9 protein-coding genes are annotated in these 12,109 nt (G+C 72.8%); 3 read left to right on the forward strand and 6 right to left on the reverse strand.

Features of this window, described 5'->3' with window-relative positions:
• Nucleotides 1-225 precede the first annotated feature (225 nt).
• A complete protein-coding gene (locus tag D7193_RS02440) occupies nt 226-1,398 on the forward strand; it encodes an alanine--tRNA ligase-related protein (RefSeq protein WP_120777736.1) in 1,173 nt (390 codons plus the stop codon).
• A gap of 44 nt (nt 1,399-1,442) precedes the next feature.
• On the opposite strand, the gene D7193_RS02445 is transcribed toward D7193_RS02440, so the two are convergent.
• Both D7193_RS02445 and D7193_RS02450 read right to left on the reverse strand, forming a co-directional pair.
• Nucleotides 1,443-2,426, reverse strand: coding sequence for a TolB family protein (locus D7193_RS02445; protein ID WP_120777737.1), 984 nt, complete (start codon nt 2,424-2,426; stop codon nt 1,443-1,445).
• Nucleotides 2,423-3,724: an MFS transporter gene (locus tag D7193_RS02450; protein WP_120777738.1), complete on the reverse strand. Its 1,302-nt coding sequence runs from the start codon at nt 3,722-3,724 to the stop codon at nt 2,423-2,425. The genes D7193_RS02445 and D7193_RS02450 overlap by 4 nt, the downstream gene beginning before the upstream one ends.
• Before the next feature lie 245 nt (nt 3,725-3,969).
• On the opposite strand from D7193_RS02450, the gene D7193_RS02455 reads away from it, so the two are divergent.
• Entirely contained in the window at nt 3,970-5,349 is a 1,380-nt protein-coding gene (locus D7193_RS02455) for a CBM96 family carbohydrate-binding protein (protein ID WP_120777739.1), read from the forward strand.
• An 87-nt stretch (nt 5,350-5,436) separates the two neighbouring features.
• Here the strand turns inward: D7193_RS02455 and D7193_RS02460 are convergent, their stop codons facing one another.
• From D7193_RS02460 to D7193_RS02470, 3 genes are all read right to left on the reverse strand, one after another.
• A complete protein-coding gene (locus tag D7193_RS02460; protein ID WP_120777740.1) occupies nt 5,437-6,324 on the reverse strand; it encodes an SDR family oxidoreductase in 888 nt (295 codons plus the stop codon).
• 16 nt (nt 6,325-6,340) lie between these two features.
• On the reverse strand, nt 6,341-7,348 hold the full coding sequence (locus tag D7193_RS02465) for an alcohol dehydrogenase catalytic domain-containing protein (protein ID WP_120777741.1): 1,008 nt from the start codon (nt 7,346-7,348) through the stop codon (nt 6,341-6,343).
• A gap of 159 nt (nt 7,349-7,507) precedes the next feature.
• Nucleotides 7,508-8,344 carry an alpha/beta fold hydrolase gene (locus tag D7193_RS02470; protein ID WP_120777742.1) on the reverse strand — a complete coding sequence of 279 codons (837 nt, stop codon included), beginning with the start codon at nt 8,342-8,344 and terminating at the stop codon, nt 7,508-7,510.
• Nucleotides 8,345-8,708: 364 nt separating this feature from the next.
• Between D7193_RS02470 and D7193_RS02475 the strand changes: the two genes are divergently transcribed.
• Nucleotides 8,709-9,218 (forward strand): SRPBCC family protein, encoded by a 510-nt coding sequence (locus D7193_RS02475; RefSeq protein WP_120777743.1) that lies wholly within the window; start codon nt 8,709-8,711, stop codon nt 9,216-9,218.
• 2 nt (nt 9,219-9,220) lie between these two features.
• On the opposite strand, the gene D7193_RS02480 is transcribed toward D7193_RS02475, so the two are convergent.
• Nucleotides 9,221-12,049: a helix-turn-helix transcriptional regulator gene (locus D7193_RS02480; RefSeq protein WP_120779195.1), complete on the reverse strand. Its 2,829-nt coding sequence runs from the start codon at nt 12,047-12,049 to the stop codon at nt 9,221-9,223.
• Nucleotides 12,050-12,109 lie beyond the last annotated feature (60 nt).

The raw sequence follows: 12,109 nt of genomic DNA on the forward strand, positions 1-12,109 counted from the left end.
AGATCAGTGGGCAGCCGCGCCCCAGCGGGATAGACTGCGAGGCATGCAGATCAGCAGGCTTTCCGCCAGCGCGGCCGCGCGAGCTACCCGCTCGACGGTCGCTGCCGCCTGATCTCCTGACATCCGCCGGCGACCGGAAACGGTCCGCCGGCGTCGTCGTCTCTGCGGTCAGCACCCGTGCCTGCGGACCTTTCCGGTCGTACCCGACCCGAAGGGCCCATCACCATGACACCCGAGACGATCACCGGAACGTTCGTCGACTTCTACCGTGAGCGCGGGCACGTGCTCCTGCCGGAGAGCTCACTGGTCCGCCCACCGGACGATCCGGTGCTGTTCACGACCTCCGGCATGCACCCGCTGACGCCGTACCTGGAGGGGCGACCGCACCCACTGGGCCGCCGGCTGGTGAACGTGCAGCGGTGCCTGCGCACCACCGACCTGGACGAGGTGGGCGACTCCACCCACCTGACCGTCTTCCAGATGCTCGGGTCGTGGTCGCTCGGCGACTACGACGGCCCGCAGAGCCTGCGGTGGGGCTACCACCTGCTCCGCGAGGGCTTCGGCATCGACCACGACAGGCTGCACGCCACGGTGTTCGGCGGCGACGAGCAGGTGGGGCCGGACACTGGTTCGCTGGAGGTGTGGCGTGAGCTGGGCGTACCGGTCGAGCTGACCGGCCCGGAGAACTGGTGGTCGAACGGCCCGACCGGGCCGTGCGGGCCGGACTCGGAGATCTTCGTGTGGACGGGCGACACCCCGCCCAGCGGCACCCCGGGCACCGACGGGCGGTGGATGGAGGTGTGGAACCACGTCCAGATGCGCTACCACCGCCACGGCGACGGCCGGCTGGAGCCGCTGCGCCAGCCCAACGTCGACACCGGGATGGGCCTGGAGCGCATGGAGATGGTGCTGCGCGGCGGCGGGTCGGTCTACGAGGGTGAGGGCTTCGGCCCGTGGGTCCGTACCGTGGGGGGCCTGTGGCACCCGGACGAGGAGACGCTGCGTCGCGTCTGCGACCACCTCCGCTCGGGTGTGGTCGTGGTCGGCGACGGGGTACGCCCCACGAACACCGGTCGCGGGTACGTGCTGCGCCGGCTCATCCGCCGGACGCTCACCCTGCTGTGGCGCGACGACCCGTCGCGCAGCCTCGGTGACCTGCCGGACGAGCCGTTCACGCACACGCTCGACCGGTTCCGGCAGCGCACCGACGTCGGCGACCTGCGGGGCCTGCTGCTCGACGAGGAGCGGCGGTTCCGCGGCCTGCTGCGGCGCGGCCGGCCACTGGTGTCCCGGTGCCTGTCCCGGGGGCCGCTCGGCGAGGAGGACTACCACTACCTGCACGACACGCACGGCCTGCCCCGGGACCTGGTCGACGGGCTGGTCACGGGGACGCTCTGAGCGGACCGGTCCGGGCCGGCGCGGGACGTCGGCCCGGACGCGTGTCAGGTCAGCGGCGACGGGGACTCGGCGCCGGGGACGAGCAGCCGGGGAGCGCCGGAGCCGTCGGCCGGCACGGCCCACACGTCCGGACGCCCGTCGCTCTGGCGCAGGGTGTAGGCCAGCGTCGCGCCGTCCAGCCACGCCGCCTGGTCGTCGACGCTGGCCGTCTCCGCGGTCGCGGTCACCCGCATGGTCGCCAGGTCGAGCACCGACAGGCGCCAACCCCTGTTCGGGTCGGCGTCGACCGCCTCCTTGAACGCGATGCGCGTGCCGTCCGGCGACAGCGACGGGCACTCGACGTTCTCCTTCAGCGTCTCGACCGTTCGCGCCGCGAAGTCACCCCGCACCAGGTACCGCTTCCCGGCGGTCGACATGGTCGCGTAGAAGTGGTTGTCGTCGGCCGTGAAGGTGACGCCCCAGTAGTTGACGTCGGCGCTGCGGTACGGGCGGCCCTCACGCGTCACCGCGAAGTCCTCCAGCGACATCACCGTGGTCCCGGCGCGGGTGTCGACGATCCCGGTGCGGGTGGAGAAGCCGCTGGCCGTGTAGGAGTCCCCGCCCACGAACGTCGTCCAGGAGACCATCCGGCCGGAGGCGGAGACGCGTGCGCGATTCGGCAGGCCGGGGATCGCGAAGGACCGCTGCGGGCGCAGCGCGGCGTCGAGCACCACGAGCCGGTAGGACCAGGCGTTCTCCGGGCCCAGGCAGACGCCGGTGCCGGCGGCCGCGTACACCCGGAGGCACTCCACGGCCGACACGGCCCGCGGACCTGCCGGATCCGCGGTGGCCACGGAGGCGACGTGCCGGTCGGTGACCGTGAGTAGACGCGGACCCGGATCCAGGGTGACGGAGCCGGCGCCGGCGGTGGGCGGCGGAGGCGGCGCCGGCTCGGCGGCGAAGGCGGCGTAACCGGCGGCCACCGCGCCCAGCAGGACCGCCGAGGCGGCGGCCAGGCCGACCTTCGCTCGGGTCGACAACGCGGTCATCGGGACACCTTCCGGGAGGCGGTACGGCGGACGGGGGCGAGCAGGGGCGCGGTGACGACCAGGACGACCGCGACGGTCGCGGCGGCGACCCGGATCGCGGTGTCCGGGCCCCACGCCTGCCAGGCCAGCCCGAACAGGACGGAGGAGACGAGGTAGGCCAGCGCCTGGCCGGTCTGCACGAGCGCGATGCCGGTGGTCCGCAGCCGCGCCGGGAGCACCGGCCCGGCGAGTGCGACGAGCACGCCGTCGGTGGCGGCGTAGAACAGGCCGTACAGGGTGAGCGCCAGCACCAGCAGCGGCCAGCCGCCGAGCGGCCCCGCGAGCAGCAGGTACGTCGCGCCGAGCGCCACGTAGCCGCCCAGCACCACCGGCAACCGGCCGATCCGGTCCGCGAGCAGGCCCAGCGGGGTCGCGAGCAGGAGGTACGCGAGACTCGTGCCCACCGCGAGCAGCGGGAACCACGTGAGCTCCACGTTCTCGCGGCGTTGCAGCAGCAGGTAGACGAACCCGTCGCCGACGGCGGCCAGGCCGAGCAGGGCGGCGGCCAGGACGATCCGCCGGGGTGCCCGCACCCGCAGCAGCCCGAACGCCTCGCGGACGGACACCGCCGGTTCGCCCGCGCCGTCCGCGGACCCGCCCTCGTCCGCCCGGTCGGTGGGCCGCTCGCGGACGAACAGGACCAGCACGACGACGCCCAGCGCCGCGATGCAGAAGCTGGTCACGAAGACCGCGTCGTACGACCGGCCGACGACCAGCAGCACCGCCATGGCGACCAGCGGGCCGAGGAAGGCCCCGACGCTGTCCATCGTCCGGTGCACGCCGAACGCCCGACCGAGCGACTGCGGTGGCGTCGACAGGGTGATGAGCGCGTCGCGCGGCGCGCTGCGTACGCCCTTGCCGAGCCGGTCCACGGCGATGACCGCGCCGATCGCGGGCACCGAACGCCCGGCCAGCAGCAGCCCGAGCTTCGCGACGGCGGAGAGCCCGTAGCCGAGCCCCGCCACGAGCTTGCGCCGGCGGAACCGGTCGGCGACGAAGCCGCCGACGATCCGCAGCAGCGCGGTCGCGCCGGTGTAGACGCCGTCGACGACGCCGAACGCCAGCGGGCTGAGGTTCAGGCCGAGGACCAGGTAGAGCGGCAGCACGGCGGTGACCATCTCGGCGGAGACGTCGGTGACGAGGCTGACCGTGCCGAGGGCGACGACGTTGCCGCTGACCAGGGCGGCCCGGCGGCCGGCCCGGCCCGGCCCGGGGACCGGCGGGTCGGTCGCCGGTCGGGAGACGGTCGACAGGTACACAAGCGTCCCCTTCGGATGGCGGTTGACGGTCAGCCATCGTGCGGCCTGCGCCGACCGCCCACAACGGACCGCGGACGCCCTGCCGGCGTGCACCGGATGAACATCTCGGCAACATCGATGTGTTTGCCTGGGCGGAGGGGGCGTTCACCCGTCCGTCGCCGCCCGGCCCATCGACATCCCTACATTCCATCCGCTCTGTGCACACCCCCAGAGTTCCGTGCACACCCCTAGAGAAGGGCTCCTGGATGGGCATCCGAATCACACGTCCGTCGGTGGCGACGGGGACGGTCGCGGCGGTGGTCGCCGCCACCGCGGCCGTCGTCGCGTCCGGCGCGACCTCGGCCTCGGCGGCGTCCGTCACGTTCACGCCGGTCGCCGACACGTACGTCCAGAGCGACGCCGCGTCCACCAACTACGGCACGTCGACGCAGATCGTGGTCGACAACTCGCCGGTCCGGCGGATGTTCCTGCGCTTCACCGTGAGCGGCGTCAGCGGTACGGTCACCAGCGCCAAGCTGCGGCTCCGCACGATCAGCGGCAACAGCGGCAGCAGCAACGGTGGCACGTTCAAGGCGATGTCCAACACCACCTGGTCGGAGACCGGCACCACCTGGAACAACCAGCCGGCCATCGACGGTGCCACGCTCGGCTCGATCGGCTCGGTGAGCGCGAACGGCTGGTACGAGGTCGACGTGACGTCGCGGGTCACCGGCAACGGCACGTTCAGCTTCGGTGCGACCTCCGCCAACACCGACGGCGCCTACTACGACTCCCGGGAGAGCGGCGCCGACGCCCCGCAGCTGGTCGTCACGACCGGCACCACGACGCCGCCGCCCTCGGGCGACCCGGTGCTCGTCGGCGCGGGCGACATCGCCAACTCCGGCTCGGGCGACAGCGCCACGGCGGCGCTGCTCGACGGGATCTCGGGGACGGTCTTCACCACCGGCGACAACGTGTACGACAACGGCACCGCGTCCGAGTTCAACTCCTACTACGCGCCCACCTGGGGCCGGCACACGTCGCGTACGCGGCCGTCGCCGGGCAACCACGACTACAACACCTCGGGCGCCACGGGCTACTACAGCTACTTCGGCTCGCAGGCCGGGCCGAGCGGCCGGGGTTACTACTCCTACGACCTCGGCAACTGGCACGTCGTGTCGCTGAACTCGAACATCAGCATGTCGGCGGGCTCGGCGCAGGAGCAGTGGCTGCGCGCCGACCTGGCGGCGAGCACCAAGCCGTGCACGCTGGCGTACTGGCACCACCCGCTGTTCACGTCCAGTTCCAACCACGCGCCGTCGACGTCGACGCGCCCGCTCTACCAGGCGCTCTACGACTACAACGCCGACGTCGTGGTGTGGGGTCACAACCACGTCTACGAGCGGTTCGGGCCCATGAACCCCAACGGCGGCTACGACGCCAGCCGGGGCCTGCGCAGCTTCGTGGCCGGGATGGGCGGCGCCAGCCACTACAGCTTCGGCACCATCCAGCCCAACAGCGAGGCCCGCAACAGCTCCGCGTACGGGGTGCTCAAGTTCACCCTGCACGCCACCAGCTACGACTGGCAGTTCGTGCCGGTGGCGGGGCAGACGTACAACGACAGCGGCACCGGCTCCTGCCACTGACGTCGGCGCCCGGCCGGCGCGGTCGCCCATCGGGCGGCCGCGCCGGTCGCGTCGGCGAGCGTGTTTCCGCGCGCCACGGTCCTTCCGTCAGGCGTGCGGGTGCAGGATGTCGTCGAGCCCGATGCGGGTGAGGAACTCGCTGCGGATCCGGTCGGCGACCATGCTGACCACCTCGGAGCCGTCGTCGACCGGGTCGACGTGGACGCGGAACGGCCGCCTGCCGTGCGGGGTGTCGACGACCCGCACGACCGCGGTGGCCACCTCGGCGACGTCGGCGTCGGCCGGCGCGATCTCCGCGAGCCGCTGCGAGACCTGTTCCATGAGGCCGGCGTAGCGCTCCTCGTAGGCCTTCACGGTCGTCTCGTCGGCCGGGCGTCCGCTGTGCGCGAAGTGGTTGGTGCCGTGGGTGAAGGAGCCCGGCACGACGATGCTGGTCTCGATGTCGAACCGCGCCAGCTCCCCGGCGTAGCTGACCGCGAGGGCGTCCATGCCGGCCTTCGCCGCGAAGTACGGCCCGAGGTACGGCGGGGTGCCACCCCGTGTGCTGCTCGACCCGATCCACACCACGAGGCCGTGGCGCCGCTCGCGCATGCCGGGCAGTGCTGCCCGGTTCACCCGCTGCGTGCCCAGCACGTTGATGTCGTAGACGTGGGCGATCTCCTCCGGGGTGAACGCCTCGGTCGGACCGGTGACCATGTGCCCGGCGTTGTGGACGAGGACGTCCAGCGCGCCGTGCTCGGCGACGATCGCCGCGACTGCGGCGTCGGCGGACTCCTGCGACTGCACGTCCAGCTCGATCGTGCGCAGGTCGACAGCGTTCTCCCGGGCGTACGCGGCGGCGTCGGCCACGGCCGAAGCGTTGCGCCCGGTGGTGGCGCGCATGCTGGCGTAGACGGTGTGGCCGGCGCGGGCCAGCGCCCGGGCGGTCAGCGCGCCGAACCCGCTGGACGCGCCGGTGATCAGGATGACGGACATGATGAGACTCCTCGGGTCAGAAGACGATGACGCTGCGGCCGGCGGCGGTCCCGGCCGCCATGGCGTCCAGGGCCTTCGGGGCCTGCTCCAGGGAGATCGGGGTGACCTCGGGCAGGATCCCGTGGGCCGCGGAGAACGCGAGGGTGTCGCGCAGGTCGTGCGGCGACCCCGACGGGTTGGCCACGACGTGCAGGCGGTTGAGGACCATCGCCTGGGTGGGCAGGTTCAGCGGGGTGTTGTCGTAGCCGCAGAGCACCAGCGTGCCGTCGGGGGCGAGCCCGCCGAACGCGGCGCTTGCGGCGGCGGTGCTGGGTGCGGCGTTGAGGATGAGGTTCGCCCCACCGTCCCACCCCTTCAGCGCGGCGGCCGGGTCCTGCTCGGCGGTGGCGACGTACCGTTCCGCGCCCAGGGACAGGGCGTGCTCCTCTCCGCTCCGGGAGCGGCCGAGCACGGCCACGCGGGCGCCCATTGCCGCCGCGTAGCGGATGGCCAGCGCGCCGATGCCGCCGGCGCCGATGACCGCGACCCGCGCCCCGGGACGGATGCCGCCCTGGCGCAGTCCGTTGAACGCGGTGATGCCGGCGCACATCAGCGGCGCGGCCGCGACCGGGTCCAGCCCGTCCGGCAGCGGGGTGACGAAGCCGGCCTTGAACACCGCGTACTCGGCGTAGCCGCCGTCGGCCACGATGCCGGTGATGCGCTTGGCCGGGCAGAGGATCTGGTCCCCCCGGACGCAGTAGTCGCAGTGCCCGCACGAGTCGTACAGGAACTGCGCACCGACGGCCGTGCCGACCGACGGGAAGGTGACACCCGCGCCGACGGCGGCCACCACGCCGGTGACCTCGTGGCCGGGCACCACGGGGAAGCGGGCGAACGGGAAGTGCCCGCGGATCAGGTTGAGGTCGGTGAAACACACCCCGCAGGCGGTCATCCGGACGAGGACCTCGCCCGGGCCCGGCGTGGGCGCGTCACGTTCGACGAGCGACAGCGGCGTGTCGACGGCGGTCGCGACAGCAGCGTGCATCGGTGCTCCATTCCAATCGGTTGGTCGGCCGTCATCAGGCCGGTGGGGGGCGACGGCGCGTCCGCCCGGCGAACCTGGCCGGGCCGCCTCCTCGGCGGGCGCCCCGGCCGGGCAGCCGGATGGGATGGTTTGCCCGACCGGGACGCCGTGGTCATGCCGTCACTTGGCGAGGAAGGCGAGCAGCGCCTCGTTGACCTCATCGGCGTGGGTCCAGAGCAGGCCGTGCGGCGCGCCTTCGATCTCGACGTACTCGGCGCTGGGCAGCGCCCGGTGGAACGGACGCCCGGTGGCGTCGATCGGCAGGATCCGGTCGCCGGTGCCGTGCAGGATCAGGGTCGGGACGTCGATCGTGGGGATGTCGGCGCGGAAGTCGGTGAACCAGGTCATCGGCGCGGCCGCGGCCGCGTACCAGCCACCGCCGGCGGCCACGGCCCAGCTGTTCCGGACGGCCTCCTCGCTGATCCTGGTGCCCAGGTTCTCGTCGAGGTTGTAGAAGTCGGTGTAGAACGCCGTGTAGTAGGCGTACCGGTCGTTGCGCACCTGCTCCACGATGCCCTCGAAGAACTCCCGCGGCGCGGCGCCGATCGGGTTGTCGTCCGTCTTGAGCAGGTACGGCTCCAGCGAGGCGAGGAAGGCGACCTTCGCGAGCCGCGCCGTGCCGTAGCGGCTCACGTACCGGGCGACCTCGCCGGTGCCCATCGAGAACCCGACCAGAACGGCGTCGGTCAGGTCGAGCTTCTCCATGAGGACGTTCAGGTCGGCCGCGAACGTGTCGTAGTCGTACCCGAGTGTGGTCTGGCTGGACTGGCCGAAGCCGCGGCGGTCGTACGTGATGACCCGGTAGCCGGCCTTCAGCAGGGCGGCCGACTGCTTCTCCCAGGAGTGCCCGTCGAGCGGGAAACCGTGGATCAGCACGACCGGCTGGCCGGTCCCGTGGTCCTCGTAGTACAGCTCGATCGCGGTGCTGTTCTCTTCTCCGACGGTGATGTACGCCATCGTGGTCCCTTCGCTCCGGGCTCGCGGCCCGTGTGTTCTGCGGCCGTACCAGACTCGGCCCGAGGGTGCGCGGACCGCATCTGTCGGATGACTGGCCGGCCGTCGCCGCTCTCGCCCGGACGGAATCCGATCCGATGACGTACCGGCCGGACACGACCTACGTCACGCACCGCCCGCACGAGATGACCGACGGGCTCGGGGCGGGACACCGGCGACGGGCGGGGGCCGACGACGAGGACGTCGCGGTCAGGGGACAGTCGTCCGGCACGTCATCTGACCGGTCACTCGGCGACCCGGCCCGGGCAGGGTTGGTGTCGAGCCGCGACCGACCCGCGGTTCCACGGATCGTCGAACGGAGACCGACATGCTTCACCCCCGGGCGGGCCACGGCGTGTCCTGGGCGCGCAGGGACACCTACCGGACCCGGGACGTCACGCAGCCGTGCGCGGAGTCCTCCATGCACGGCGAGGCCGTCATCGAGGCGACGCCCGAGCGGGTGTACTCCCACCTGATCGACGTGCCGCACTGGCCGGACTGGGTTCCCGGAGTGCGGCGGGCGCGCGTCCCGAGCGGGATCCGGCTCGGCGCGGCGTTCCAGATCGAGGTGTACGGGGTGCGCCTGGAGGCGGTGGTCACCGAGTACGAGCCGGACAGCCGGTTCGGCTGGATCGGATCCTCCGCCGACCTGAGCATCTACCAGGCCTGGCTCCTCGTCCCGGTAGCCCCGGGCACCCAGGTGATCGCCAAGAAGGTGGAGCGGGAACTGACGACGGTACTGATGCGCAACTCACCGGCGGAGGAGATCTACTACGCCCACCAGGACACGCTGCTGCGGCTGAAGCAGCGGGCGGAGGGTGTCGAGCCGCCGGCGTGACCCTACGGTGTCGGCGCCTCGTCCGGCTCCGACGCCTCGTCGTCGCCGAGCGCCGCCAGGGCGTCGCGGAGTGCGGCTCGGGACGTGATGCCCAGTTTGGGGAAGATCTGGTAGAGGTGGGTGCCGACGGTCCGGTGCGACAGGAACAGCTTCTCGCCGATCTGCTTGTTCGTCAGTCCGGAACCGGCCAGCTCCGCGATCTCCCGTTCCTGCGGGGTGAGGACGGTGGAACGCGTCACGCTCCTCGGCTTCGCGAGGCCGGTGGCGCGCAACTCGTTGCTCGCACGTTCGACCCACGGCCGGGCGTCCAGCAGCTCGAAGGTCGCCAGCGCCGCCCGGAGCTGGGCCCGGGACTTCGCCGTCGCCCTGGCCCGGCGCAGCCGCTCCCCGTACGCGAGGCGCACCCGCGCCAGATCGAACGGCCACCGCTCGACGTCGGGCAGCGCCAACGCCGCCTCGAACAGTTCCTCGGCCGCGTCGTCCGGTGCCGCGACGGCCGAGGCGGCGGCCGCGAGCAGGGCGAGCCGCGACGACACGGTGGCGAGGTCGGCGTCCCTGATCGCGGCGGCGTGGGCGGCGGCCTCGGTGTGGCGGCCGGTGCGGACGGCCGCCTCCACGAGATCCAGACACGCCCACATGGCGTGCGGCGCGTACGGCGCGAACGTGCCGGCGGGGCTGAGCAGGCTCGCGTGCTGGTACGCGCTCTCGTGGTCACCTCGTGCCAGGTCGTTCAGTCCCCGTACGTGGTAGGCGTAGAACTCCGCGGCCCGCGCCCCGCGCGGCACCGCGAAGCGCAGGATGACCTCGGTCAGGGTGTCGCTGCCCTCCCCATCTCCCCGCGCCGCCGCGAGCAGCGCCTGGATGTACTGGAAGTACCACGTGAAGAACCGGAAGCCGTGCTCGTCGCACAGCCGGACGCCCTCCTCGGCGAGTTCCGCGGCTTCGTCCCACCGCCCGCCGTGGTAGTCGTCGAAGCAGAGGTGCAGCAGCACACCGAGATGACGACGGGCCGGCGCGGCACCGTCGCGGCCGAGGCGGACCACCCGCCAGTCCGCGTCCCGGCAGTCGGAGAGCCGGTCCAGGTAGATCGCCGCGATCCCGATCCGCACGATCTCCGTCGGGTCGACCTCGTCGCTCATCCCGGCGACGATCGCGTCGAAACGGCCGGCCGCCGCCTGTGCCGTGCGCACCGGGTCGCCGAAGGTCGCGGCCGCCACCGTGAGCAGCTCGGGCGCCTTCGGCGTCAGCCGGTCGAGCGCGGCGAAGAACGGCTCCCACAGCGCGGGCTCACCGGAGAAGAAGCACAGCAGCAGGAGCGTGTGCATCGCGTCCAGGAGGGCGTGGTCGTCCGCGCGGTAGCCGTGGTCGCCCGACTCGATGGCGCCGACCAGCAGCCGGTGCGCGGTCCGGACGTCGCCGTCGCTGTTCAGCAGCAGGTACACGGCGGCGGTGGTCGCGTACAGGGAGCCGCCCGGGCTCGCCCGGCGGGCGTCGGCCAGCAGTTGTGACGCGTTGGTCAGCTCACCGCCCGCGTCCGCGCCGATGTACGCGGCCTGCGCCAACCGCCGGCCACGGTCGACCGGATCGGGGGTCAGGTCGGCGGACCGGGTGAGGGACGCGATGGCGCCCACCGCGTCACCGCGCCGCAGGATCCGGTGCGCCGCCTGCTCCAGCAGGGCGGCCACCCTCTCGTCGGGGCCGACCGTGGCCTCACCCAGGTGCCACGCGCTGCGCTCGGGTTGCCCGACCAGCGTCCGGGCGAGGGCGCTGTGCGCCCAGCGCAGCTCGCCGCTCGTGGCCACCTCCACGACGGCCGACTCGATCAACGGGTGCCGGAAGGTGAACCGGCGGGTGTTGCCGTGGACGCGTACCAGCTGGTCCCGCTCGGCCGGTTCGAGATCGTCGAGGTCGTGCTCGCCCGCCGCCGCGAGCAGCACGCCGAGTTCGCCGGTGCCGTCGAGCGCGCCCAGGAGCAGGAGCCGGCGGCAGGGCTCGGGCAGTTGGGCCACCCGAGACGCGAAGAGCGTCTGGAGACGCCGGGTCAGCGGGAGGACCGCGGGCAGGGACGCCGCGGCGAGCCGCTGGGGCCCGCTCAGGGCGGTGGGCAGTTCCAGCAGGGCGAGCGGATTCCCTCGCGCCTCGGACAGCAGCCGCCGCCGGACGGCCGGAGCGAGGCCGGGAAACCGTTGGTTGATCAGCTCGTCGGCGGCGGCGGGTGGCAACGGTTGCAGTTCCAGTTCGGGGATCCCGCCGAGCTCGAAGAAGCCGGCGGTCTGCGACCGCGACGCGGCCAGGAAGCCGACACTGGTGCCCACCAGTCGGCGCGCGACGAACCCGAGCACCGCCGAGCTGGCCCGGTCCAGCCAGGGCAGGTCGTCGACGACGAGCAGCAACGGCCGCGCCGTGGCCAGGGACCGCAGGAGCAACAGCACCGCGTTGGACACCAGCAGCCGGTCCGGCGGCTGGCCGGGGCCGAACCCGAGCGCCACCCGCAGCGCGTCCCGGTGCACGGGCGCGAGTTCCGCGAAGGCGTCGTACAGCGGGAACAGCAACTGGTTCAGCCCGGAGTAGCTGACGTCGGCCTCGAACTCGACCCCGGCGGCCCGCAGCACCCGCGTCCCCGTCTCGGCGGCCGCGTCCCCGACGGCGTCGAGCAGCGCCGTCTTGCCCACCCCGGCTTCACCGGAGATCAGCAACGCTCCGCCGTTGACCGCGGCCTGGCGGAGAAACCGGCGGGTCAGCAGGAACTCCTCGTCACGCCCGACCAACGACCACGTCGGGGCTCCGCGTCCCGCGCTCCCCGATCGCGCCACCTCGTCGAACGATCGCATCTTCCCGTCCCGTGTGTCACGGAGCGGCACGAAGACACCATTTGCCGGTGTCGGGCCGCC

This window comes from Micromonospora costi (genome assembly GCF_003626655.1).
Taxonomy (GTDB): Bacteria; Actinomycetota; Actinomycetes; order Mycobacteriales; family Micromonosporaceae; genus Micromonospora; species Micromonospora costi.

Excerpts from the sequence above, each read along its gene's own strand:
- D7193_RS02475 (WP_120777743.1), top strand. The coding sequence starts at position 8,709 with ATGCTTCACCCCCGGGCGGGCCACGGCGTGTCCTGGGCGCGCAGGGAC.
- D7193_RS02480 (WP_120779195.1), bottom strand. The coding sequence starts at position 12,049 with ATGCGATCGTTCGACGAGGTGGCGCGATCGGGGAGCGCGGGACGCGGA.
- D7193_RS02455 (WP_120777739.1), top strand. The coding sequence starts at position 3,970 with ATGGGCATCCGAATCACACGTCCGTCGGTGGCGACGGGGACGGTCGCG.
- D7193_RS02445 (WP_120777737.1), bottom strand. The coding sequence starts at position 2,426 with ATGACCGCGTTGTCGACCCGAGCGAAGGTCGGCCTGGCCGCCGCCTCG.
- D7193_RS02470 (WP_120777742.1), bottom strand. The coding sequence starts at position 8,344 with ATGGCGTACATCACCGTCGGAGAAGAGAACAGCACCGCGATCGAGCTG.
- D7193_RS02440 (WP_120777736.1), top strand. The coding sequence starts at position 226 with ATGACACCCGAGACGATCACCGGAACGTTCGTCGACTTCTACCGTGAG.
- D7193_RS02465 (WP_120777741.1), bottom strand. The coding sequence starts at position 7,348 with ATGCACGCTGCTGTCGCGACCGCCGTCGACACGCCGCTGTCGCTCGTC.
- D7193_RS02460 (WP_120777740.1), bottom strand. The coding sequence starts at position 6,324 with ATGTCCGTCATCCTGATCACCGGCGCGTCCAGCGGGTTCGGCGCGCTG.